Genomic DNA, 23,090 nt, shown 5'->3' on the forward strand with positions numbered 1-23,090 from the left:
GGAGGGGGCGCTACACCACTACGGTGATCGGGCAGTGAGCCAGGTCGATGGCACGATGGCTGACACTGCCCACCAGTTTCTCGCGCAAGGTTCCCATACCTCTGCGACCCATGACGATGACCGGGTTATTTTCGAGCCCATGGGCAAACTCGGTGATCGCTTCCGCGTAGCGGTCGCTTTGCAGCAGGTGGGTCGTGATGCCCGCCGGCACCTCTCCCAAATGCTGCAGCGCCTGGCTAAAGACCAGCTCGGATTCATCTGCGCCATTCTTCTGCGGGGGCGGCGCTCCGGCTGGACGGCACAGCAGTAGCTCCACCTGCGCCCCTGCGCTGCGGGCAAGGTCTCCTGCCAGCCTGGCGGCGTGGTCGCTGTGGCGAGAACCGTCGACGGGCAATACCACTCTGCCGATTCGCCCACCATCCTCTGCGGCTGCCTCGGGATGCACTATCGTGACCGGGCAGGTGGCCTTGTGCACGATCTCGTCGCTGATGCTGCCTTCCACCAGCTTGCCAAGATCGCTCAGGTGGCGGGCACCGACCACGAGCAGGCAGCCTTCGTGCTGGCGTGCGTAATCGACCAGGGTGCGGGCTGGGTGGCGCACGAAGCCGCTCTCTTCCAGCGTAACCTCCTGTGGGGGTGAGTCGAGTGCCGGCTCTATGGCTTGCCTGGCACTGGCAAAGGCATCTCTGGCCGCCGCCAGCCGCTGGGAGCGGTCGCGGTCCTGCTCGGCCTGACGGTTGGCCGGAACGTCGCTCAATTCCGCTGGATTGAGGGGCATGACATGTACCAGCCGCAGGGGAGCGTGAAGCAGGTGGGACAGCAGTGCAGCATGGCGAGCCGCGGCTTGTGCCGTGGGCGAGCCATCGACCGGTACGATCACGAGCGAGATGTGATCACTCATGCAAGGTTCCCCCTGATTTCGAGAAGAGAGCTGTCGTTTCAGGCATATAGCCTAGCGCATTTGAGGGGCGGGCGTCTGTCGGTCCGCTGGTACGTACAGGGTCTTGCCGAACAGCATGCCACCCCCGGGAATGCGGTTGGCGACCCAGTTCAACGCGATGGAGCCGGCCATGCCCACTATGATCAACAACAGCGAATAGACGAACAGCGAGAAGGAAACGAATTCACTGGCGAAGTCCACCATGGCAAAGAACATGGGGTGGGCCAGATAGATGCCGAAAGAGTAGCGATTGACGAACTTGACCAAAGGCGTGGCCCGAACATTTCGCAACCGCGTGACGGCAAACAGCGTGAACAGGATGAAGAGCGGCACGACCCAGGTTTCCTTGGAGGAGTGTTCCAACCAGCCGAACCAGGTGAACAGCCCGATCACGACGACGTAGGCCAACAGCAGCTCTGGTCGCGACAGCCATTTGATCCAGGGCACTTCGTGCAGCCGCTGAGGTGTGAGCTGCGGATAATGGCGTACCACCAGCATGGCCAGGAAGAACAGGTAGATCCAGCCGAGCGGGGCGATCCAGAGCAGGTAGCCCGGCGGGTCGATGGCGAAGTAACGGGTCAGGCCCCAGTAGGCAATACCGATCAGGCTGCCGATCACCAGCCAGGGGCCGGGAGGCAGACATCTCTCCAGGCCATAGCGGGAGTAGAGCCAGTAGAAGGCATAGAACTGCATGGCGATGATCAGGAAATAGCCGTGCCAGCCGGCATAGATCAGATAGTCGACCAGGGTGTCGACGAGGTCGACCGGCACGCCCTCGCGGCGCAGGTTTGCATACTTCGTCAGTGAATAGATCAGGCCGTAGACGACGTAGGGCACCATCACGTACTGCAGGCGCTTGACCAGGAAACCGTCAGGTGGCCGGTCGCCATAGCGGGCCGAGAACAGGAAGATCGAGATGAAGATGAAGATGGGCGTACCGAGTACGGTAGGGATACGGCCCAGGTCGATATAGACGCTGCTGATGTACTGGTTCAAGCGGTCGAAAAAGTGGAAGCCGAACACGGCCAGGCAGCCATAGAAACGCAGCCAATAGATTTCTTCGATTCGCCTCATGAACGCCTGGCCTTCCCTGGAGCAAGGAACATCGGTCACCGTTTCCCTGTCGGACCATGATGAGGTGGAAAGATTCCATTAACACGCTAGCTTTTTTCGGCACAGTTTTTCCAGCACAGGGAGTCAAGTGCTATGACACTCAAGCGTACGATTGCCGCTCTGCTGGCGGCGTTGTGGTGTGGGCCGATGGCCCAGGCCAGCGAGGTCACTTTTCACCGCTTTTCTTCGGAAATTCTGGGGCGGGATTATCACTACACCCTCTACCTGCCCGACGGTTATCACGAGACGAACCAGGCCTACCCGATTCTCTACCTGTTGCATGGCTCGTTCGGCAGCGAGCGGGATTGGGTCGAGAGCGGCAATCTGAAGGAGACCGCCGACCGCATGATTCGCAACGGCGTCCTGCCGCCGACGATCATCGTCATGCCCGGCAGCGTGAGCTGGTGGATCGACGGTCACAACGAGTCGGCGCGCTCGGCTTTTCTCGACGAGCTGATGCCCTACGTGGAGGAAACCTGGCAGGTCGTTTCCCAGCGCGAGTGGCGCGCCATTGCCGGGCTTTCCGCGGGGGGCTACGGCACTCTCAACTTCGTGTTCGAACGCCCGGAACTGTTTGCCGCCGCTGCGGCCCTCAGCCCGGCGAGCTACCACCCGTTGCCACCTAGGAACTCGTCGGCATGGCGGCACCCCGCCTTCCTCGACGCAGCGGGTAACTTCGACGAGGAGCTGTGGCAGCGTCGCAACTATACCGCCTACCTGGATCGCTACCTGGAGCGAGGAGAGGCCGTACCGCTCTACCTGAGTGCCGGCAACCGCGATGCCTACAACGCGGAGCACCATGCACGGCTCGTGCGCCAGGCACTGGTACCGCACCAACCGGACCTGGTGGCAATGGAAGTGCTCAACGGCGGTCACACCTGGCGTGTCTGGCGAGCCAGCCTGCCCAATGCTCTGGCCTGGATAGGGCGCTTTCTGCAGGGGCCGGTGCCGCTCGAGGTCCTGGCCGAGGATACCGCCGCGGAAGAGGCATCCACTGTCACCGGTCATTGATGCGACCAAAGCGCGTGTCATGGCAGCCGAAAGCGGGGTTGGCGTCGCGCCCTGTAGACCTTAGTCTCAAGTCTCGACTCTCTTTCAGGTCCATCGGATGCACCCACAACGCGAACGCCTGCACAACGAACTGCACGCCCGTCCGTCGATCTATTTCTCGGAGCCGGCGCACCTCTACCATTACGCCTTCCTGGCCGATGCCCAGGGCCATGCCGATCTCCTGGCACGGCTGGGCGAAACGACTGGCCTTGGCTTCGACAGCGAGGTGGTCCAGCAGATCCTTACTCACCAGGACCAGGTGTTGAAGTGGGAGCGGCACACCGAATTTTCCACCCTGACCCTGATGGTGCCCAAAGCCGGGAGCGACGACCCCTGGGCTGAGCCGCCGGCATGGCTGGCGCAGGTCATCGAGTCCCACAGCGACATCCTGATCAATGCCACCCTGGTGCTGGTGGAGGGCAACGATACCTGGCGAGGCAGTGCCGAGGCCTACGGTTTCACCGATCCGGCCGGCTCCCAGGTCGGCGGCGGTGATGCCACGGTATGGAGCGATTTCCATCTCGATGCGAGAGGTGTCAACCGCCTGCTGTTGCTCAACCATGGCCTCAATGCGTTCCGGCTTGGGCGCATGGTGCGCCGTCTGCTGGAGATCGAGACCTACCGCATGATGGCTTCGCTGTCGCTGCCCCTGGCCAAGGAACTGGCCACCGAACTGCAGGAATACGAGGTGGAACTGGGCGAGCTTTCCGATCGCAACGCCGAGCAGGAGGATGCCAACCCACGACCGCTGCTGACCGCACTGTCGCAGCTCTCGGCACGGCTGGAGCGCAGCGGTTCTCGTTCGCGCCAGCGCTTCAGCGCCACGGATGCCTATGCGCGCATCGTCTTCTCCCGCATCGAGGAGCTCAGGGAGGCTCGGGTCGACCACTGCCCCCGCCTCGGCACTTTCATTCTTAGGCGGTTTCGGCCCACGGTGCATTACTGTGCCGCCATTCATCAGCGACAGGAGAACCTGGCCGAGAGCGCTGCCAGGCTCAACGATCTGCTGCGCACCCGCGCCCAGGTGGAGATCGAGGAGCAGAACTCGAGCATCCTCAACAGCCTCAACGAGCGGGCCAGCAGCCAGCTCAAGATCCAGAAGGCGGTGGAGGGGCTCTCGATCATCGTCATCAGCTACTATGTCTTCAGCCTGTTCAAGCTGGGCTTGGAGAGCCTGGATGCGTTGGGCGTTGCGGTTCCACCCCACACCGCGGCGACCGTCCTCGGGCCGCTTGGCGTGTTGATCGTCGGCCTGCTGGCCTGGCGAATCTGGCGGGTGAAACGGCACTGAGAGGCGCTCAGCGGCCGGTGCTGTGCCTCACCCTGGCGCGAAGGGCAACGAGACCCAGCATCAATAGACCGACCAGAGCGGTCAGCAGCAGGGGAAAGGCGCCCGTACCGGCGCGTTCCAGCAGTGGGCCGGTCAGGGAGGGCAGTGCCATGCCGCCGAGCCCGCTGGCCAGGAATATCCAGCCGGTGGTACGTCCGCTGGCGGGCATCAGCTGATTGCTCAGGCCGAACAGGATGGGAAAGACCGCCGATGAAGCGAGGCCGAAGAGCAGGGCCACCAGCGGCAACGGCAGCCACAGGAAGTGCAGTGCCAGGGCGCTGAACAGGCCCAGCCCAAGGCAGCCGCGCAGCACCTTCCACGGCGACAGCCGGCGAACCAGAGGGATGGCCAGCAAGCGCCCGGCCGACAGCGTCAGCCAGAACAGCGTCACCAGCAGGGCGGCATCTCCTGGCGCGCGGCCGGTGAGGACGCCATAGGCGGTTATCCAGCCAGCGAAGGTGACCTCCATGCCGACGTAGAGGCCGAACATCAGCAGGAAGATCGCCAATCGCCAGCCATCCTGGGGTGGTGGGGCATCGCGTTCGCTCACAGTGAGGTCGGGCGGGCGCGGGCTCTGCAGGCGCAACAGCGGGACCAGCAGAAGTGCAACATAGAAGGCGACGAGCCAGAACGCCCAGGCGAAGGAGAATTGCAGGCGCAGCACCGCCACCAGCACCAGCGGTACCAGCATATTGCCCAGCCCGAAGCAGAAATGCAGCGCGCTGATCCAGGGCGGTGACGCAGCTCCGTGGGTCCACAGCAGCAGGGTGTTGGCGCCAGCATTGACCGATACCTCGGCCAGGCCGAGCAGGAACATCACGGCGGTGAGCACTGCCAGCGCTTGGCTGAACGGTACCGCGGCGAGCCCGACGGCCAGCAGCAACAGCATCGCTGCCAGTACCTTGTGTCCATCGAAGCGATCTATCAGCGCACCGGACAGCACCGAGCCGAGCATGGTGCCCAGTGCGCGAGCGGTAAACAGGATGGCGATCTGCCCCATGCCCGATCCCGTCATGTCGGCGAGGTGTGGCAGTGCCGGACCGAGCAGACCGACACACATGCCGATGACGATGAAAGTGACGAAATAGCACAGGGTAACCCGTCTTCCATGATCGAGCCTCAGCGTCGGCATGTATTCTCCAAGGTATGAGGTAGGGCAGGCGGTGCTCTCGCGCGCTTATACTCTCCGAGAATGGCGTTTGGGGAAATACCCGTCGCCGGAGGCGGCTCAGGAAATGGCTGGACACGCGTCGCCATTATGCTGGAACAACATCTGTGAGGCCCTATGACCCGTATCGCAAAGACACCGGAGCCGCCTTACTACGCGGTCATCTTCACTTCGCTGCGCACCGCCGGCGACAACGGCTATGGGCTGATGGCCGAGCGCATGGCCGAACTGGCCGCCCAACAGCCGGGTTTTCTCGGGCTAGAGTCTGCCCGTGAGGAGCTGGGCGTGACGGTTTCCTACTGGCAGAGCCTGGAGGCGATCCAGCAGTGGAAACAGCAAGTCGAGCACCGCGAAGCGCAGCGTCTCGGGCGCAACGACTGGTATGCCGCCTTCCAGGTGCGCATCGCTAAGGTCGAGCGCGACTACGCGTTCGGTGATCGCGGCGGCTTCGAGGACTGAGCCGCCCCGTTATTCGAGGTGCCGGGGCGAGCCTCAATCTTTGCCGTCGATGCGCTCGAGCAGGTCGGCCACCGCCTGTTCGAGCTGGCGGTCGCGTCCGGCCACCTCGTCCTGCGGCGTCTGCTCGACCAATAGATTCGGTATGGCGCCGTTGTGCTCCATGTCGGTTCCGTCCGGCAGGTACCAGCCGCGGAAGGGGCGCCGCACGGTGGCGCCGTCGATCAGGGTGTGACTGTTGGTGGAGATCACCCCGCCGTAGGTCTGCTGGCCGACCAGCGTGCCGCGACCGAGTGTGGTGAAGGCATGCGCCAGGATCTCCGCATTGGAGTAGCTCTTCTCGTTGGCCAGCATATTGATCGGCAGCGTATAGCGCGGCGCATCGAGGCGATCCTGCGGATAGTGGCCGGTTTCGCCGCGGTCGGCACCCGCCGGGATCGTGTAGGCATGCACGCCGGCCATGATCGAGGTCAGGATACGGTCCGTGGTGTTGCCGCCGCCGTTGTTGCGCACGTCGATGATCAGGCCGTCCTTGTCTGCCGCCGCGGCATAGAGATCGCCCTGGAAGCCCTCCAGCGAGGTCTGGTTCATGGCCTGGATATGCAGATAGCCGAGTCGACCGTCCGATAGCTCGTCGACGCGACGCCGGCTCTCCTCGCGGAAGGCGTCGTACTTGAGCCGGGCGAGTTCGGAGAGGCCGACTGTGCGCAGCATAGTGCGGTATTCGGTGTAACCGTGATCCCCCGGGCGGTCGAAGGTGATGATCACCTCCTGGTCCACCTGGCCGCTCAGCCGCCGCAGCAGCGTCTCGTTCTCCTCGAAGGGCTGCAGGCCGATCGCGGTGATGATGTCGCCCCGCGCCAGCGGCATGGGGCCGCGATTGGCCGGTCCGCCGGGTATCACTGCGATGACGCGATAACCGATGCGGCCATCCTGCTGCGAGATGATGCGTTCGTACTCGATTCCCAGCCGGCCCGAGGGTTCGCGCAGTGCCGATACCGGCCCGGGGTTGGATACTCCCATGTGTGACGCCGCCAGCTCGCCCATCAGCCGGTTGGCAATGTCGCTGAATTCACTGGAGGTGCGTGCGCGGCGAATCAGCGCCGCATATTCTTCGACGACGTCGGGCCAGTCCAGGCCTTTCAGGTCGGTGCGGTAGAAGTTCTCACCGATGACCCGGGCCGCCTCGTGGAATTTCTGCAGCGCCTGCTGGCGCAGGTCGATGCGTAGCCGGTCGGAGATGTCCAAGTAGCGGGGAGAGCCATTGCCGGAGAGATTGGCCACGCCAACCCGGCCGTTGACGATATAGACGACCTGCTCGCCAGTGATGTTGAGATGCTGAACGTTGGCGCTCGGGCCGATGCGGGTGCGGTTGCTGCCGTCCCAGTTCATTGCCACGAGCCCCTCGCTACCGGCGTTGAAGACGTAGCGGTCGCCCCCTGGGCTCATCTCGTTGGCCGTCTGGTGGGCCGGCGAGGCGGTGATACGCTCGACGCGACGCCAGGCGTCTTCCAGCTCGAGCTCCGCCTCTGCCTCATCCCTTGTCACGCCTTCCTCGGCCTCGCCATGCACCGGCAACGGTGAGGTGCCCAGGGCCTCGTCCCGGGCGTTGCGGTAATAGGTGCTGAGTTCACGTGGCGTGTAGGTTTCGATGTCACGGTCCAGGTAGACCCGGTAGAGATCGTAGTTCTCGCCGGAGCGGTTGGAAATAAAGGTCAGCTTGCGGCCGTCTGCCGACCAGCGCGGGTTGAGATCGTTGCGCGGATGGCGAGTGATGTTGACCGGCTTCGCCGAGCCGTCAGCCGGTACCACGAAGATGTTGGCGCTGTAGTCGAGGTCATTCTGGGAGTAGGCGATGTAGCGGCTATCGGGAGACCAGCGCCACCGCATGAAGCTGTCCCAGCCTTCGACCAGGGTGCGCTCTTCGCCGCTCTCGAGTTCGAGGATCACCAGGTCACCGCGTCCACGGCGAAAGGCCAGGGAGCGCCCGTCCGGCGAAGGTGACACATCGCGATCATTGGTCGCCTTGGCGACTACCGGGTTGACCTCGAACTGAATGGCATCGTGCCAGCGGGTCGGATCGCGGTCGGCGGGAAGATCGTCGGGCAGTTCCTCCTCCAGTTCCTCCTCGGGAATGCTCTCGACTTCTACCGGGGGATCCTGGGGCGGTGGCGGTATGTCGGTGGGGGCGCCGGGCCGTGGGATCAGTACGGGATCCAGGATGAAACCGGGATCCTGCGGCGCGAAGGGGTCCTCCGGTTCCTCGCCACGCATCGCCAGGTCGGGGTCATAGTCCGCCTCGGGTTCCTCCGGGAGATCGATGTCGATACTGGGGGCCGTCGAAGCCAACGGGACGGTGGGCTCGCCGTCCCAATGACGGCCTGAGGCTCGCCCCCTGGCACGCTGGCGCTCATGACTGCGGCGTACCTCGTCCCGGGTCAGTACCACTCGCGCCTCGTAGATCGACTCGCTGCCGTCGGCATCGTTGACGAAATAGAGTCGCAGGCCATCGGGCGACCAGGCCAGGCTGTGATGCCGGGCGTGGGAGCCGGGCGTGACCAGCAGCGTCGGGCTCTGCTCGTCCACGTGACGCACGTAGACGCGACCATAGGCTATGTAGGCCATGGTCTGGCCGTCCGGACTCAATGCCGCCTCGCTGACGTCGCGGTCGATGCGCCGCAGAGAGTAGTTGTCACGGCCATCGTCGGGCGCGCGCAGGACGATGGGCTCGGGTTCGGCGTCCGGTGTCTCCAGGTCGAGGGCCAGCAAGGTATCCCAGATCTGAAGCACGGCGGTGCTGCCATCCAGAGAGACATCGAAATACTGCAGGTCATGCTCGTCGAACTGGGTGAGACGCTCGATGGTGCGCTCGGCGTCGAGTTCCATGCGGTAGAGATTGACTGTCTGGTCCTCGCGGTCGGACATGAACAGCAGGGTGTTCTCATCGATCCAGCGGGCCATGCCGTCGTCGCCGTCGCGCTCGGTCAGCGGTTCGAAATGATCGGTGCCGAGTTCGTGCAGCCAGATATTCATGGCATCCGGGCCGCGGTAGTGGCGCCGGTTCCAGTCGTGATAGGCGCCTCCCCGGGTGAAGACGACGCGCTTGCCATCGGGCGAAAGCTGCGGTTCGGAACCGAAGGCGTCATGCAGCCGGGTGTACTCTCCGCCTTCCGGTGAGAGCAGGTAGGGGCGCTGGTCGCGGTACACGTCGGCCTCGAGCATGCCCGAGAAGGCGATGACCGGCTCACCGTTCTCGTCGCGACCGAAGGAGGGGTTGCGCAGGTGCTGGTCACCGTGGGTGAGCTGGGCAAGCTGGCTGCCGTCTCGGCGCATGCGCCACAGGTTGAGATAGCCGTCGCGCATCGAGGCGAACACGACCCACTCCCCATCAGGGCTCCAACTGGAGTGCAGGTCATCGAGATTGTGGCGGGTCAGGCGCACCGCTTCACCGCCTTCGGTCGAAGCGCGCCACAGGTCGCCGCGCCAACTGAAGATGAGCTCCGAACCGTCCGGGCTGATGGAGGGAAAGCGGGGCAGCCCGACCTGGCTGGCCTGCGCCCAGGCAGTGGCTGGCACGCTGGTCAGCAGGCCAACCACGAGTATCAATAGCGTGGGCCTGTGTGCAGCCTTGCTCGGCGCTCGAAAGTGCTGGGCTAATACCTTCTTCATACCGATCCTCTAGCCATGCCATGCTTTCCTCCATGCCTTCCCAACGTAGCAACGATTGCCTGGCACTTCGAATGCGAATCGGTCACTTTTGGCTCGTCCAGCCAGCCTGGGCTAGGCTGCTGGCTGGAAGCGGGCGTTTCATCATCCATTCAGGGAAGGAGAGGCCATGAGCAGCGCACGCGACCCATATCCCGATGCGTTGCGTGCCATTGCACTGCTGGTCGTGGTACTCGGCCACTGGGTGGCCACGCTGCCGCGAATCGAGCACGGCATGCTGGTCGAGACCGGGCACCTTCTCGACGCCTGGGGACCGGCGGGCTATTTCACCTGGATCTTCCAGGTCGTGCCGCTGTTTCTCTTCGTCTCCGCCGCGGTCAGCGCGGAAGGGGTATGGGAGCGCTATCGGGCCGGCGAGTCACATGCGCACTGGTGGACGGAGCGGGCCTTGGGGTTGGCTCGGCCCACCGTGACCTACCTGGCCGTGCTGGCCATCTTCGTGGGGGTCGCCTTCTTCACCCGCGAAGGCGTGCTGGGGCCCCTCAACCACTCGTTGACTGTACACCTCTGGTTCCTGCTGATCCTGCTGGGGGTACAGCTCATGCTGCCGCTCTGCGTCTGGGCCGACCGGCGGTTCGGCCTGTGGGCGGCGGCCATGCTGATCGTCGGCATTGCCGTGGTGGATCTGCTGCGTTCGCGTCCCGCTGCGGTCGACGAGTGGCTCCAACTGGGTTCACTGGTCACCGAGCGCCACGACTATTTCGCCTGGATCAATACGCTGTTCTTCTGGCTGCTCCCCCAGCAGCTCGGCATTGCCTGGTGGAGCGGTCGATTCGCCGGGCGGCGCACGGGAATCGTGCTGATGCTCTTGGGCCTGGCCTGGCTGGTCTCGGCACTGGCTCTTGGCTATCCCGCCTCGATGGTCAATGGAAACCCCGGGGGCGAAACCAACCTTTTACCGCCGACCCTGGCCCTGCTCGGGGTAATGTGGTTCCAGGTCGGACTGGTCGTGCTGTTCGAAACGCCGGTGCGACGCTTCCTGCAACGGCTGCATCTGGGCCGCTGGATGGCCATGCTTGGTGCGCTGGGGCTGCAACTCTACCTCTGGCACAAGTTCGCCGAGCTGCCGGCGGCCTGGCTGGGCCGGCGGCTCGGCTGGCCGATCGATGCCGGCTTGCCGGGCGAGCCGGGGTTCTGGGTCGGCCGCCTGGAATGGATCGGGCTGTGTGCCCTGATGGTGGTACCGATAATGCTCGTGGTCGTGGCTTTCGAGCGTTACCGCAAGCAGCACGTGGCAGCGACGGAGCGCCCTGGCCGGATCGTGGCTGGTGGTTTGGCGCTCTTCGTCGGCCTTGCTGTCAGCCTGGGGCTGGGGGCTCGCCCGGGGGCGCTCATCGGCCTGCCGCTGGTGGCCGTGGCCTCTTGGCTGCTGCGGGCGCCACGCCAGAAGTAGATGACGTACCGTGTCATGTGCCGCCGTTTTGCCTGGCGGCAGGAGATTCGATCACCCAGGGCTGACGGTCGACCTCATCGCGGCAGCTGTCGTCGATGGAGGCATGGGGGTCGTCGAGGAAGTCCTGGACCATGGTCGAGCGGCACTCGTTGACGGGGTTGTGCCCGAGCCCCTGGAAGACGACGTACTGCAGGTTGGGCATGGTGCGGCCGAGGTGTTCGCTCCAGCGCGGAGTGCAGCAGGGGTCCATCTCGCCGTGCAGCGCCAGCACCGGCGTCTCGCTGACGGGCGGATCGTTGTGCTCGGCGGGCACGTCGCCATCTTCACCCCACCAGGCACACAGCCAGGGCGGCTCGAAGCCGAGCACGGCGGGTTCGCGGGCCACGGCGGCGGTGGAGTCGGCCACGCTTGGTCGATTCGAGCCCATGTCGTTGCACACATGGGCGAGAAAATAGCCGAGCGCATAATTGGGCGCCTCGGGTTCGGGATCGTAGTCATCGATGCGGAAGAAGCCGGGCAGGCGAGAGTAGTCGCCTACCTCGATGCCCGCCACGAGGCTGGGTAGCTCGGCGTAGTCGTCGGCCAGCGTCAGGTAGAGGGTGTCGAGGAAGGCGGCGCCGTCGAAGTAGAGCGCCTTCTCGCTGCCGTCGGCTTCCTGCACCTGGGCGACGAAGGGACGGCCGTCCAACGTACGGCGAGCACGATCGATGGCCTGGAACCAGTTAGGCAGCAGCTCGCGGCAGGCCTCGTCTTCGGCGACGCATAGTGCCAGGGCGTCGGTGAAGGAGTGCTTGGCCGTATACAGCTCATCGACGGGCGAGCGGTTGCGCAGGTGGTTGTACCAGGCCCAGCCGAGGATCGCAGCACGGATGCTGTCGGGGTAGTACTGAATGAACGAGACGACCGTGCCGCTGCCGGTGGAGGAGCCGAAGGCATCGATCCGGTCGTAGCCGAGTAGCTGTCGAATCTCGTCCACGTCGCGCGAGACCGCATGGGCATTGTACTGGCTGACGTCGATGCCCTCTTCGACCAGCTTGCGATAGCAGTCGCTCACGCCACCGGTGATCTTTTCCATGCGCTCCATCGGGTCCAGCGAGGCGGTGATTGCCGGGGTGTGAATGATGTTGTGATAGGGCGAAACCACAGCGTATTCGGGGCACTCCAGGGCCGGTTCGGCATGAATGAAGCCGCGGTGGTCCATGGTCACCAGGGTTCGCTCGCCGATGTCCTCGAGCAACTGCTCCATGTACTCGCGCTCGCCCAGCGAGGAGTAGCCTGGACCACCGGGAAAGAAGAATACCGGGGGCGTATCCTCATCCGGCTCGCCGCCCTCCGGTTCGAGCACAGCGACGGGCAACGAGATCGTATTGCCGTAAGGAGCTTCCCAGTTCTCGGGGGCGTGAAAGGTGTGGCAGGTCGCACCCAGCTCCCGAAGAGCCTCGGTCGGACACTCCGCGCTCTCGAGACGGGGCAAGTCGTCGTTGGTTTGTGCTGCGCCTGGTGTGGAGAACAGTAGTGTCAGCGGCAGGGCACCCAGCAAGTGCCAGACGCGAGAATCCCTTCTTCTCATGGCGGACCCCAGTGTTGTCGTCGGTCGTTGTGGCTGGGCTTCGCTAGTCAAGCTAGCAGCCGCGGAAGAGGCGTCAAATCACGGGAAACCTCCCTTAACCGACAGTAATAAATAAAGACAGGGTTGGTTTTGATGCGACCAATGCCACGAACTATTTTTTAGATGGACTCAGCAGGAAGCAGCGCGGTTTCGATCGTGCGACATGTAAGAAAGGAGGTAATCATGCAAGTACGTGAAGTGATGACCAAGCGTCCCGATTATTGCCCGGCCGATGCCACCATCCGCCAAGTCGCCGAGCGTATGCGCAAGGACAATTCCGGTTTCGAGCCGTTGGTCCAGAATGATCGGATCGTGGGTACCGTCACCGACCGCGATCTCACGGTTCGCGCTCTCGCCGAAGGCAAGAGTCCGGACGACAAGGCAAGCTCCGTTGCCTCTACTGATGTGCTGTACACCTTCGAGGACCAGGACGTGAAGGATGTGCTGCGTAACATGCAGCAGCAGCGAGTACAGCGTCTGGTAGTGCTCAACAATCAGAACGAGAAAAGCCTCGTTGGTGTGGTGACGCTCAGCGACATTGCAGGTCGCTGTGAAGACGATGAGATGGCGCGCGAGATCACCAACTGCAGCAAGCACTACCATTGAGCATGCCAATTCTTCGAGGAGCGCCATCGGCACGTTGGACGTTCCTGCGCACTGGGCATTGCCACGGCGATGCCCTTTCTCTTGTTTGAGCTTTAGAAATGTCAGAGTGGCCCAGGGCTCGGTCGCGCCATGGGGGGCGTATCGGCAGGCGTGTCGCGTAGCGCCTTAGACGGTGCGGATTGGGCAGAGACGAGCCGCTCACACAGCACCTCGAGTACGCTTGGTCGTGTGAAGGCCGAGACGTTGGCCATACGGCCCAGGTTCTCCCCATCTGCGGTCAGGGTGTGGGCGTGGCGCAATTGGATGTGGCACTGCGGTGCCTGAAGATGTTCCACGGTATCGTCATGACGAGGCGTATGCCGTAGCAGGCGGGTCATGACGAAGGCAAGCATCAGGCGTAGCCAGGAGCGCTGGCGCACTGCCACTACATCCAGCAGGCCGTCGTCGATCCGCGCTTCGGCGATGTCGTGGCCGCCGCCGAAATAGGCACCCGAGGCAATGGCGATGGTGAGCCAGCGGCCCTCGGCGACCTTTTCACCGCACTCGATGCGGCCCTGGATACCACTCTGCAGCCCGATTCGTCGCGCCAGGGTGAGCAGATAGCTGAAGCGGCCCAGGCGCCGTTTTTGCGCCTGGGAGGCATCCCGGGCGGGAAGGGTGCCGAGCCCGATATGGGCGACATTGAGAAACATGTGGCCGTTGAGCCAGGCCGCGTCGACTTTTACGCTCTGGCCCGAACGTACCAGGCGACACAGCGCAGCCGGATCCTCCGGCAAGCCCAGGTTGCGCGCGAAGTCGTTCGCCGTGCCCGAGGGCAGTACGCCGAGGACGGCTTTGCGCTCGACGCAGACCGAGGCTACCCGATTGACCGAGCCATCGCCGCCGGCCGCCAGGATCCGGTCTCCCGGCGCCACTTCCCGCTCCCACTCGGTATCCTCGAGCGCGCGAACACGTACCTGATCGATTCCCGCCGTCCGGAGGTGCTCGCGCCAGTAGCTCTCGCCTCGGTTGCCATCGCCGGCAGCGTCGTTGACGATCAGCCAGTAGTTCATCGGTGTCTCCTTCACCTTGGTTTCTCCTGGCTGTAAGAATAGCGAGCGATCTTTTGCTGCGCCTTAGCCCAGGTGATGCCGGTTCGCCGAAAGAACACCCACTCGGAACCCACAAAAACAGAAAAAAATCCACGGGCTCAACGGTATGCAGCCACGGGCAGGGCGTGATTCAATCTGCCCCATATCGACACGCCGGACAGGCAGTCCCACCTCCATTCGCTTTTTTATCGTTCCACCACGACGCTCGGGCGGCGCGACCAACGCGCTGGCTCTTCGGCATGTCGTTGCCTGGAAGCGGCGAAGTGAGAATGCGAGGGGGAGCCATTTGCTCCGGCGTGGTAAGCGACCGCCATCGAGGCTCAGCCAGGAGGACCACCATGCCTACAGAGAACGTGCCGAGCATTCCGGCCACCATGAACGCCATGGTCCTGACCGGCCACGGCGACATCGACAAGCTGGTCTATCGCGACGACGTCGCCACCCCACGCCCGGGGCCGGGCGAGGTACTGGTGCAGGTCACTGCCACGGCCAAGAACAACACCGACCGCAAGGCCCGAGAGGGGCTCTATCCGACCAAGGACAAGGGTGACGTGACCTCGTTCGCCATGGGCGGCGAGCCGACCCTGACCTTCCCGCGCATCCAGGGTGCCGACGTGGCCGGTCGCGTGGTGGCGGTGGGCGAGGGTGTCGCTGCCTCGCGCATCGGCGAGCGTGGCCTGCTCGACTTCAACCTCTACCCCGACGCGCGGCGCGACATCAACCTGACCCCCGACTACTACGGCCATGGCGCCGACGGCGGTTATGCCGAGTACGTTGCCGTGCCGTCGGACCAGTTCCATCACGTATCCAACCCCGAGCTCGCCGATGCCGAGCTGGCGGCGATGGGCATGTGTTCCTACCAGACCGGCTACCACATGATGACCTCGGCCAGGGTGGCGGCGGGCGAGCGAGTGCTGGTCAGCGGCGCCAGTGGGGGCGTGGGGGCCGCGCTGATCCAGATGTGCCGTATCGTCGGTGCGATTCCCTATGCGGTGAGCCAGCCCGACAAGGCCGAGGCACTGCTGGCGCTGGGCGCCGAGGCGGTGATCGACCGCGGCGACCTGTCGAGCTTCGTCGAGCGCGTGCTCGAAGCCACCGGCGGTGCACCCATCGACGCCGTGATGGACCTGGTTGGCGGCGAGATGACCGATCTGTTCATCGATACCATGATCGGCGACATGAAGGCCCGTACCACCTATCCACGGCTCTCCATTGCCGGTGCCAGCGGCGGCAACCTGAGCGAGATCATGTGGACACGCATCTACCTCTACCAGGTGCAGATCTTCGGCGTTTCCCACGGCACCCGCGAAGAGGCCGAGCAGTTGATCGAGTGGATTCGCGGTGGCCAGCTCAAGCCGGTGCTGCACGCGGCGTTCAAGCTTTCCGAACTGCATGAGGCGGAGCGCTACTTCGTCAATCGCGGCAGCAACTACCTGGGCAAGATCGTCATCGTGCCCGATTCCCAATGGGCCGCTCACGGTGCCCCTTTTGCCCTGAAGGAAAACGCATGAGCCACGAACTCACGCTACAGCTGCTCGACACCCACGCCGGCGGCGACGTCAGCCGCATCGTGATCGGCGGCATCGATCCGCTGCCCGGCGACACCGTGCGCCAGCAGATGGAGTACCTGGAGAACGACGCCGATGGCCTGCGCAAGCTGCTGCTGAACGAGCCCTACGGCATTCCCGAGATGTCGGTGGACCTGATCGTGCCCGCCACCGATCCCAAGGCGCAGATGGGCTACATCATCATGGAGGTGATGGGCTACCCGGTCTATTCCGGCTCCAATACCATCTGCACCGCTACCGCGCTGCTCGAGACCGGGCTGATTCCCAAGCGCGAGGGCATCCAGCACTTCACGCTGGAATCCCCCGCCGGGCTGGTGCAGATCGAGGCGCGGGTCGAGAACGGTGTGGTCGAGGCCATCACCTGCGGCGGCCTGCCGAGCTACATCGACACCCACCGGGCGCGCATCCAAGTGCCGCAGGTGGGCGACGTAACTTACAGCATCGCCTACAGCGGCGGCTTCTATGCCTTGGTGGATGCCGAAGAACTCGGCTTCTCGCTCAAACGCGAAGAGGAGCGGGCACTGGCGGAGTGCGCCCACCGCATCGTCGAGGCGATCCAGGCCCACAGCGGCTTCTCCCACTACACCCTGGGCGATGTAGGGCCGCTGCCGTTCCTGCACTTCATGGGGTCGGTGGAGCAGATCGCCGACGATTTCTACCGCTCGCGTTCGGCGACCTACGTCCATCCCGGCGTGATCTGCCGCAGTACCACCGGTACCGGTACCTCGGCGCGGCTGGCGCTGATGCACTACGAGGGCACCATCAAACCCGGCGACAAGCTGGAGACGGTATCGCTGCGCGAGACCGGTTTCATCGGCCAGTTCGTCGAAGCCCGCGAGGCCGGTGGCAAGCACCAAGTGGTGGAGAACACCATCACCGGCAAGAGCTACGTGCTGGCGCGCTCGGAAATTGTGGTCAACTGCGACGACCCGATGGTCGACTGTGGCGGGGTGCATCATATTCTCAGCTCACGCCACCCCTGATCGGGGCCGCAGCGCCTCAGTCGTAGCGGCGCCGCCACTGCTTGACGGCGATCTGCTCCTTGACCAGCTCGAGCATGTCGACGAGCACCTGTTCGGTCACCCGATCAGTGTGCTCGTCGACCTGCAGCCAGGTATCGAAGCCGCTGTCGGCCAGGCGCTCCACCAGCGCGGTGAACTCCGGCGAGCGTAGCCCCGCCATCGCCTCGTCCACCAGACGGCAGGCCAGATCGCGCAGGCTCGACTCCATGCTGCGCGCGAACGTATCTCCCATCGGCAGGCGGCGCAGGCGTTTTATCTCCTGGCTTTCGGCCACGGTACGCCCAACCAGCGAACTCACGTAGTGCATCGTCTCCTGGCGGTTACGCGCATAGGCGTTGCCGGTCATCTCCTCCAGCCGTCGTGAAAGCTCGTGGATCAGCTGCTGCTTGCGCGGCATCACCACCCGGTCGATGACTCGCGTCGACAGGGAGTCGCTGGAGAGAATCTGCTCCTGCATGTTGCCCAGCAGACGAATCGCCACGCGGTCGGAAAGCTCCTCGAAGAAGATCTCGTAGTACTTGGCGTAGACGGCATAGAGCCGCCAGCCGCGCACGTCGATCAGCCTCAGCCGGTGCAGCCGGGTGAGCAGCGAGATCACGCGCAGGATGCGCAGCAGGCGGAAGCCGCCCACCGGAATGCAGCCGAGCACGTCGTACCAGTGCACGAAGGGATAGAAGAACCAGCGGTGGTAGCGACGCTCGGCAATGGCCACGCCCCAGCCCAGCAGCACGTCGAGCACGAAGATGGCCACGAACACCAGATCGATCTCGACGAAGTTGGCGTGAACGTTGTTGTCGTAAGCGGCATGAAGGCCCGGTGCGATGGCAGCGAAGACGTTGTTGATAGGGCCGAGAAGGAAGAGGCTGTCGAACAAAAGCAGGGCCAGATTGGCCACCACCAGCACGATGATCAGCAGGTCCCAGATCAGATGCAGGCGCTCCAGAGCAGGGCTGAGCGGGCGCGAGACTCTCCTGGGCGGCATGGCGGCTCCTTAGCTGGCAGCGTTTGCTTAAGCCTAGCAGGCGCTTACGGTTTTACCTTTCCGCGCAGCGACTTGGTCTGACCCTTCTTGGTCTTGCTATCCATGCGCCTGCGCTTCGAGCCGAGGGTCGGCTTGGTCGGCTTGCGCGCCTTGCGCGTCTTCACCGCTTCCTGAATCAGCTCCTTGAGGCGCTCCAATGCATCCTCGCGGTTTTGCTCGAAGGTGCGGTGGCTCTGTGCCTTGATCACCACCACGCCTTCCTTGGTGATACGCCGGTCGGAAAGCGTCATTAGCCGCTCCTTGTAGAAGGGTGGCAGGCTCGATGCGGAGATATCGAAGCGCAGGTGCACCGCCGAGGCGACCTTGTTGACGTTCTGGCCGCCCGCACCCTGGGCGCGGATCTGGCTGATCTCGATCTCGTGGTCGCCCAGCTCCACGGTATTGGAAATGCGCAGCATCGCTCCCTTGCCCGTTCATCGTATTGAGCGCCCAGGCTAACACAGGGCAGGCAGTAGAGGTTTGGTGTAGCCCATGGTCTAGGCCTGGTCGCCGTAGGCGTGGTGCACCTCGTCGAGCAGCCAGGTCTGGAAGGCCTCCATGGCGGGGCCCGGGGTACGTGACTTGAGTCGCGTGATCCAGTAGCTGCCAAGCGCAGCATGGATGTCGAAGGGTTGTACGATCTCGCCACTGCTCATCTGGCGGGCAAACATTCGCGGCGGGGCGAGGGCCACGCCCGCGCCCTGGACCGCGGCTTCCATCATCGCCAGGGAGGAGTCGAACGTCACGCCATGGGCACGTGCCGGTGGCCGCGATACGCCTGCGGCAGCGAACCAGTGCGTCCATTCGTTCTCGCGATAGGAGCGCAGCAGGGTGTGGCGGGCCAGGTCTGCCGGTATTTGCAGGGATTCGGCCAGGCGAGGAGTACACAGGGCAGACAGCGGGGCATCGAAGAGCCGCTGCGCCTCGAGCCCGTGCCAGGCGCCATCGCCGAAGCGAATGGCGTAATCGAGTCCCTCGATGGCCATGTCGACCCGATTGTTGTGGGTCGAAATGCGCACCTCGACAAGGGGATGGACGGACTGAAAGCGCTGCAGGCGCGGCAGCAGCCAGCCCACCGCAAAGGTTCCCACCGCACCCACGTTGAGAACGTCGCGTACCTTGCCGCCTTCGAGCCGTTCCAGCATGTTCGCCATGCGGTCGAAGGCATCGCGCATCACGGGAAGCAGCGCCTCGCCCTCGGCGGTAATCATCAACCCGCGGGGCAGGCGCTTGAACAGCGCCACGCCCAGGCGCTCCTCCAGCAGCTTGACCTGGTGGCTCACCGCCGCCTGGGTCACATTCAACTCGTCGGCGGCGCGGGTGAAGCTCAGGTGGCGGGCCGAGGCCTCGAAGGCGCGCAGGGCGTTCAATGGCAGGTAGGGTCTCGTCATAAGCCCAAGCTCAGTTTATGGCTCATGCAAGATATCATGGTTTGTGGTAGCTGCGAGGCCTTCGCTAATCTCCCTTCCGACGCGTCGCTTCACCCCTGATGAACGAACCCATGACAAGCGGATGGAATCATGACCCCAAGACCCTTGAAGCTAAAAAAACTGGCGCAAAGGACAATGATGGCTGGCGCTCTCGTGTTGGCCCTGACTCCCTTCAGTGCCTTGGCCGATGCCTGGCAGGAACGCGCCGACTGGAGCGAGATCTTTAGTGCCAACGAGGCCAGCGGTACGCTGCTGGTGGTCGACAAGCGTGACGGTGCCAACGCGACGCTGGTGCATGACAGCGATCGAGCCCGACAACGCTTCTTGCCCGCCTCCACCTTCAAGATCCCCCACACCCTTTTCGTTCTGGATGCCGATGTCGTGGAGGATGAGTTCCAGGTGTTTCCCTGGGATGGCGTCGAGCGTGAGTTCTCGCAGTGGAACGCCGACCACGATCTGCGCTCGGGTATGCGCCTTTCGGTGGTATGGCTCTATCAGCTCTTCGCCCGGGAGCTCGGTGAGGAGAGGGAGAAAAGCTATCTGGAGGCGATCGACTACGGCAACGCCGACATCGGCGACGACCTTGAAAACTTCTGGCTCGAGGAAGGCATGCTGGAGATATCGGCCGAGGAGCAGATCGAATTTCTCGAGCGGCTCTATCGCAACGAGCTGCCGTTCGACGAGGCGGATCAGCGACTGGTCAAGGACCTGATGATCACCGCCGCCGGTAGCGACTGGATCCTGCGCGGCAAGACCGGCTGGAGCGGCAAGCTCGGCTGGTGGGTAGGCTGGGTGGAGCGTCCAAGCGGCCCGGTTTTCTTCGCTCTCAATATGGAAACGCCCAACCGTATGGCCGACCTGCCCAAGCGCCAAGGCATCGTCAATGAGGCGCTGCGCACCATCGAGGCGCTGCCGCCCGAGGGTTGATCCAAGCCGGGTTGCCCGTTGAGTCAGCGCCAGCCGCCGCCCATACCACGATGGGGCGGCGGCTGGTGTTTCGCTCAGTCGAGCCTTCGTTCGATGGCCTCGAAGTAATCGCGTATGCGGGCTGCATTGGCGCCTACATCGCCGCGTCCCATCCGCGAAGCCGAGCGTACGTCGATACGCACGTTCTCATCGGCTTCGCTCAGGCGGATCACCACGTCATCCTTGAAGCCGAACCAGGTAGTCGTGTCGGTCGCCTCGATACTCGTGAGCGAGTTGTGGGCGATTTCCCAGCCCATATCCAGTACCGCCGCTTCGGCGACTTCCCGCGCCAGACCCAGCGGTAGCTCGAGAACGAGCGGCTCGATGTCGGGATAGGCCTCGCGCTGCTGACGGGCGAATGCCTCGCCGGGATATTCCACTGCGTTGGGCGCGGCTTCGCGGGCTTCTGCTAGCGCTTCGAAGGCGGGTGGATTCTCTGTATCGGTGGTGATGTCGTGGATCGGCGGAGCCGTCTGGGCACGCTGCCAATGCAGCCATGGCACGGCAAGCATGGCGGCAGTGGCAGCCATCACCAACCCACCGATCAGCGCCGGCCGCAAGCGGCGACAGAAGGTGGCGGCGATCAGCGCCAGGAAGCCGACGATCGCCGCTGCGGCGGAGATTTGCACACCGCGGCGCAGCATGCCGAAGGCGCTGCCCAGCGGCAGCAGATCCAGACGATAGGCCGGACCGGCGCCTGCCAGCAACAATGCGGCCACCAGCAGCAACAGCACACTGAGCCAGGCGATGCGTGCCGGCCAGCGCCCGCCGCGCAGGTGGCGTTGGTGTCTCAGAGCGGACATGGGTCCTCCGGCTGGCAGCAAATAATACTTCCTAGCATATCCGGCCAAGCGAAGGCGTGCCGCATCGCCCTGCACGATCCCCACTCACGGCTGCTATCGTGATTTCAAGGGCGCATGCCCGGCGCCATACGAGGTAGCCATGCACCGACGCGGCGTGCCCGCGCAGTTTTCCGGAGGCAAAGGATATGCCGACTCACTCCGATTCCGACCGCTATGGCAGTTCCCAGCGACACAACCTGCTAGGTGTGCCCGTGCACCGCGCCGTCTTTCTCACCGCGGCCACCGTCATCCTCACCTTGGTGGCCTTCGGTGCCGCCATGCCCGAGCGGCTTCAGTCCGGGGCCGAGGCGGTGCAGGACGCCATCGCCGATAATCTCGGCTGGTTCTACCTGCTGGCAATGAACGCCTTCCTCATTCTGGCGCTCTACTTGATCCTCAGTCGCTATGGCAGCGTGCGTCTTGGCGGAGAGGACGAACGTCCGGAGTTCTCCAACTGGGGCTGGTTCTCGATGCTGTTCGCCGCCGGTACCGGGGTCGGCTTGCTGTTCTACGGCGTGGCCGAACCGGTTTCCTTCTTCGCCGACCCACCCTTCGGCGAGGCCGAGACCGAGCAGGCGGCAAGCGACGCCCTGGTGCACAGCTACTTCCACTGGGGACTGCACGGCTGGTCCATGTACGGCTTGGTTGGGCTGTCGCTGTGCTATTTCTGCTACAACCGCGGGCTGCCACTGACCATACGCTCGGCGTTCATGCCATTACTGGGAAAGAAGCGGGTAGTGGGGCCGATTGGCAACGGCATCGATGCCATGGCGGCGGCAGGCACGTTGATCGGTGTGGCGGTATCGTTGGGCCTGGGTGTGCGCCAGATCAATACCGGCCTGGGGCACGCCTATGGAGTGCCCGACAACCTTGGCGTGCAGATCGCGCTGATCGCCGGTATCACCACGGTGGCGCTGATCTCGGTGCTCTCGGGGCTGGCCAAGGGCATTCAGCAGTTGTCGAAGCTGGCACTGCTGCTTGGCGCGGTGCTGGTGGTCTATGTGCTGCTCTTCGGGCCGACGCAGTTCATCTTCAACTCGATGCTGCAGAGCCTGGGCAACTACATCAACGAGATTCCCCGTCGCGGCACCTACACCGAGGCCTTCAATCCCCCCGGTGCGGAAGCCTGGCAGAACGAGTGGACCCTGTTCTATTTCGCCTGGTGGATCTCCTGGTCGCCCTTCGTCGGGCTGTTCATCGCCCGTGTCTCCCGTGGTCGTACCCTGCGCCAGTACCTGCTCGGTGTGCTGTTGGTGCCCACATTGGCATCAGTGCTGTGGCTCACGGCAATGGGCGGCTCGGCCCTGTACCGGGAGTTGTTCGAAGCGGCCGGGCTGGTCGACATCGTCGAGGACGAACCTGAGCTGGCATTCTTCCTCTTCCTCGACAACTTTCAGATGCCGGAGTGGGTGGTGTTGACCAGCATGACCATGATGATCGCCACGGTAGCGATCTTCTTCGTCACCTCGTCGGATTCCGGTTCGCTGATCATCGACATCATAACTTCCGGAGGCGACCCCCATCCGCCCAAGACCACGCGCGTATTCTGGGCCACTCTGGAAGGTATGGTGGCAGCCATCCTGCTCACGGCTGGCGGCCTTGAGGCACTCCAGGCGGTAGCGACCATCTCGGGGTTGCCGTTCGTGGTTATCCTGCTGCTGATGTGTGTCGGACTCACCCTGGGGCTGCGGCGATACGAGGGGGCCGGCCAGCAGCCATCAGGAAAGTCATGAGAAGAGCGAGCGCAGCATCTGTCGAA

General features: G+C 63.8%; 19 protein-coding genes. 9 read left to right on the top strand and 10 right to left on the bottom strand.

Translation table 11 applies throughout. The annotated features are described in order from the left end of the window. Positions 1 to 10: 10 nt before the first annotated feature. Positions 11 to 901, bottom strand: coding sequence for a universal stress protein (locus SPH52_RS14715; protein ID WP_411795785.1), 891 nt, complete (start codon positions 899 to 901; stop codon positions 11 to 13). Between the two features lie 51 nt (positions 902 to 952). After that, the gene (locus SPH52_RS14720; protein ID WP_411795786.1) at positions 953 to 2,014 is read right to left on the bottom strand and encodes an acyltransferase family protein; all 1,062 of its coding nucleotides are present in this window, start codon (positions 2,012 to 2,014) and stop codon (positions 953 to 955) included. A 132-nt stretch (positions 2,015 to 2,146) separates the two neighbouring features. Between SPH52_RS14720 and SPH52_RS14725 the strand changes: the two genes are divergently transcribed. Further along, positions 2,147 to 3,064: an alpha/beta hydrolase gene (locus tag SPH52_RS14725; protein ID WP_411795787.1), complete on the top strand. Its 918-nt coding sequence runs from the start codon at positions 2,147 to 2,149 to the stop codon at positions 3,062 to 3,064. A 97-nt stretch (positions 3,065 to 3,161) separates the two neighbouring features. Further along, a complete protein-coding gene (locus tag SPH52_RS14730; protein ID WP_411795788.1) occupies positions 3,162 to 4,394 on the top strand; it encodes a DUF3422 domain-containing protein in 1,233 nt (410 codons plus the stop codon). Positions 4,395 to 4,401: 7 nt separating this feature from the next. Here the strand turns inward: SPH52_RS14730 and SPH52_RS14735 are convergent, their stop codons facing one another. Then, a complete protein-coding gene (locus tag SPH52_RS14735) occupies positions 4,402 to 5,565 on the bottom strand; it encodes an MFS transporter (RefSeq protein WP_411795789.1) in 1,164 nt (387 codons plus the stop codon). A gap of 153 nt (positions 5,566 to 5,718) precedes the next feature. Between SPH52_RS14735 and SPH52_RS14740 the strand changes: the two genes are divergently transcribed. Then, a complete protein-coding gene (locus SPH52_RS14740; protein ID WP_411795790.1) occupies positions 5,719 to 6,060 on the top strand; it encodes an antibiotic biosynthesis monooxygenase family protein in 342 nt (113 codons plus the stop codon). A gap of 33 nt (positions 6,061 to 6,093) precedes the next feature. Here the strand turns inward: SPH52_RS14740 and SPH52_RS14745 are convergent, their stop codons facing one another. Next, positions 6,094 to 9,726 carry a S41 family peptidase gene (locus SPH52_RS14745; protein WP_411795791.1) on the bottom strand — a complete coding sequence of 1,211 codons (3,633 nt, stop codon included), beginning with the start codon at positions 9,724 to 9,726 and terminating at the stop codon, positions 6,094 to 6,096. A gap of 166 nt (positions 9,727 to 9,892) precedes the next feature. Between SPH52_RS14745 and SPH52_RS14750 the strand changes: the two genes are divergently transcribed. Further along, positions 9,893 to 11,176 (top strand): acyltransferase family protein, encoded by a 1,284-nt coding sequence (locus tag SPH52_RS14750; RefSeq protein ID WP_411795792.1) that lies wholly within the window; start codon positions 9,893 to 9,895, stop codon positions 11,174 to 11,176. A 13-nt stretch (positions 11,177 to 11,189) separates the two neighbouring features. Here the strand turns inward: SPH52_RS14750 and SPH52_RS14755 are convergent, their stop codons facing one another. Next, a complete protein-coding gene (locus tag SPH52_RS14755; RefSeq protein WP_411795793.1) occupies positions 11,190 to 12,746 on the bottom strand; it encodes an alpha/beta fold hydrolase in 1,557 nt (518 codons plus the stop codon). A 222-nt stretch (positions 12,747 to 12,968) separates the two neighbouring features. Here SPH52_RS14755 and SPH52_RS14760 point away from each other — a divergent pair, with 222 nt between their 5' ends. Continuing rightward, a complete protein-coding gene (locus SPH52_RS14760; RefSeq protein ID WP_411795794.1) occupies positions 12,969 to 13,391 on the top strand; it encodes a CBS domain-containing protein in 423 nt (140 codons plus the stop codon). A gap of 101 nt (positions 13,392 to 13,492) precedes the next feature. Here SPH52_RS14760 and SPH52_RS14765 read toward each other — a convergent pair whose 3' ends face one another. Then, the gene (locus SPH52_RS14765; RefSeq protein ID WP_411795795.1) at positions 13,493 to 14,443 is read right to left on the bottom strand and encodes a diacylglycerol/lipid kinase family protein; all 951 of its coding nucleotides are present in this window, start codon (positions 14,441 to 14,443) and stop codon (positions 13,493 to 13,495) included. A 377-nt stretch (positions 14,444 to 14,820) separates the two neighbouring features. On the opposite strand from SPH52_RS14765, the gene SPH52_RS14770 reads away from it, so the two are divergent. Together SPH52_RS14770 and SPH52_RS14775 are read left to right on the top strand one after the other, a co-directional pair. Continuing rightward, a complete protein-coding gene (locus tag SPH52_RS14770; RefSeq protein WP_411795796.1) occupies positions 14,821 to 15,993 on the top strand; it encodes a zinc-binding dehydrogenase in 1,173 nt (390 codons plus the stop codon). Then, positions 15,990 to 17,033: a proline racemase family protein gene (locus SPH52_RS14775; RefSeq protein WP_411795797.1), complete on the top strand. Its 1,044-nt coding sequence runs from the start codon at positions 15,990 to 15,992 to the stop codon at positions 17,031 to 17,033. Before SPH52_RS14770 ends, SPH52_RS14775 begins: the two co-directional genes overlap by 4 nt. Before the next feature lie 16 nt (positions 17,034 to 17,049). Here SPH52_RS14775 and SPH52_RS14780 read toward each other — a convergent pair whose 3' ends face one another. The 3 genes from SPH52_RS14780 to SPH52_RS14790 form a co-directional block, all read right to left on the bottom strand. After that, positions 17,050 to 18,054 carry an ion transporter gene (locus SPH52_RS14780; protein WP_411795798.1) on the bottom strand — a complete coding sequence of 335 codons (1,005 nt, stop codon included), beginning with the start codon at positions 18,052 to 18,054 and terminating at the stop codon, positions 17,050 to 17,052. A gap of 44 nt (positions 18,055 to 18,098) precedes the next feature. After that, positions 18,099 to 18,512: an alternative ribosome rescue aminoacyl-tRNA hydrolase ArfB gene (gene arfB, locus SPH52_RS14785; RefSeq protein ID WP_411795799.1), complete on the bottom strand. Its 414-nt coding sequence runs from the start codon at positions 18,510 to 18,512 to the stop codon at positions 18,099 to 18,101. Positions 18,513 to 18,590: 78 nt separating this feature from the next. Then, the gene (locus SPH52_RS14790; protein ID WP_411795800.1) at positions 18,591 to 19,484 is read right to left on the bottom strand and encodes a LysR family transcriptional regulator; all 894 of its coding nucleotides are present in this window, start codon (positions 19,482 to 19,484) and stop codon (positions 18,591 to 18,593) included. A 177-nt stretch (positions 19,485 to 19,661) separates the two neighbouring features. On the opposite strand from SPH52_RS14790, the gene blaOXA reads away from it, so the two are divergent. Then, positions 19,662 to 20,450 carry a class D beta-lactamase gene (blaOXA, locus tag SPH52_RS14795; RefSeq protein WP_411795801.1) on the top strand — a complete coding sequence of 263 codons (789 nt, stop codon included), beginning with the start codon at positions 19,662 to 19,664 and terminating at the stop codon, positions 20,448 to 20,450. 74 nt (positions 20,451 to 20,524) lie between these two features. On the opposite strand, the gene SPH52_RS14800 is transcribed toward blaOXA, so the two are convergent. Further along, positions 20,525 to 21,292: a DUF1499 domain-containing protein gene (locus tag SPH52_RS14800; protein WP_411795802.1), complete on the bottom strand. Its 768-nt coding sequence runs from the start codon at positions 21,290 to 21,292 to the stop codon at positions 20,525 to 20,527. Between the two features lie 185 nt (positions 21,293 to 21,477). Between SPH52_RS14800 and SPH52_RS14805 the strand changes: the two genes are divergently transcribed. After that, a complete protein-coding gene (locus SPH52_RS14805) occupies positions 21,478 to 23,064 on the top strand; it encodes a BCCT family transporter (protein ID WP_411795803.1) in 1,587 nt (528 codons plus the stop codon). Positions 23,065 to 23,090 lie beyond the last annotated feature (26 nt).

Origin of the sequence: Halomonas sp. A29, from assembly GCF_046723295.1 — a bacterium.
In the GTDB taxonomy this organism is placed as follows: Bacteria; Pseudomonadota; Gammaproteobacteria; order Pseudomonadales; family Halomonadaceae; genus Halomonas.

Coding starts and splice junctions, on each gene's coding strand:
- SPH52_RS14750 (WP_411795792.1), top strand. CDS start 9,893: ATGAGCAGCGCACGCGACCCATATCCCGATGCGTTGCGTGCCATTGCA.
- SPH52_RS14735 (WP_411795789.1), bottom strand. CDS start 5,565: ATGCCGACGCTGAGGCTCGATCATGGAAGACGGGTTACCCTGTGCTAT.
- SPH52_RS14780 (WP_411795798.1), bottom strand. CDS start 18,054: ATGCCGCCCAGGAGAGTCTCGCGCCCGCTCAGCCCTGCTCTGGAGCGC.
- SPH52_RS14755 (WP_411795793.1), bottom strand. CDS start 12,746: ATGAGAAGAAGGGATTCTCGCGTCTGGCACTTGCTGGGTGCCCTGCCG.
- SPH52_RS14765 (WP_411795795.1), bottom strand. CDS start 14,443: ATGAACTACTGGCTGATCGTCAACGACGCTGCCGGCGATGGCAACCGA.
- SPH52_RS14715 (WP_411795785.1), bottom strand. CDS start 901: ATGAGTGATCACATCTCGCTCGTGATCGTACCGGTCGATGGCTCGCCC.
- SPH52_RS14740 (WP_411795790.1), top strand. CDS start 5,719: ATGACCCGTATCGCAAAGACACCGGAGCCGCCTTACTACGCGGTCATC.
- SPH52_RS14745 (WP_411795791.1), bottom strand. CDS start 9,726: ATGAAGAAGGTATTAGCCCAGCACTTTCGAGCGCCGAGCAAGGCTGCA.
- SPH52_RS14720 (WP_411795786.1), bottom strand. CDS start 2,014: ATGAGGCGAATCGAAGAAATCTATTGGCTGCGTTTCTATGGCTGCCTG.
- SPH52_RS14805 (WP_411795803.1), top strand. CDS start 21,478: ATGCCGACTCACTCCGATTCCGACCGCTATGGCAGTTCCCAGCGACAC.
- blaOXA (WP_411795801.1), top strand. CDS start 19,662: ATGGCTGGCGCTCTCGTGTTGGCCCTGACTCCCTTCAGTGCCTTGGCC.
- SPH52_RS14790 (WP_411795800.1), bottom strand. CDS start 19,484: ATGACGAGACCCTACCTGCCATTGAACGCCCTGCGCGCCTTCGAGGCC.
- SPH52_RS14775 (WP_411795797.1), top strand. CDS start 15,990: ATGAGCCACGAACTCACGCTACAGCTGCTCGACACCCACGCCGGCGGC.
- SPH52_RS14725 (WP_411795787.1), top strand. CDS start 2,147: ATGACACTCAAGCGTACGATTGCCGCTCTGCTGGCGGCGTTGTGGTGT.
- SPH52_RS14760 (WP_411795794.1), top strand. CDS start 12,969: ATGCAAGTACGTGAAGTGATGACCAAGCGTCCCGATTATTGCCCGGCC.
- SPH52_RS14800 (WP_411795802.1), bottom strand. CDS start 21,292: ATGTCCGCTCTGAGACACCAACGCCACCTGCGCGGCGGGCGCTGGCCG.
- SPH52_RS14730 (WP_411795788.1), top strand. CDS start 3,162: ATGCACCCACAACGCGAACGCCTGCACAACGAACTGCACGCCCGTCCG.
- arfB (WP_411795799.1), bottom strand. CDS start 18,512: ATGCTGCGCATTTCCAATACCGTGGAGCTGGGCGACCACGAGATCGAG.
- SPH52_RS14770 (WP_411795796.1), top strand. CDS start 14,821: ATGCCTACAGAGAACGTGCCGAGCATTCCGGCCACCATGAACGCCATG.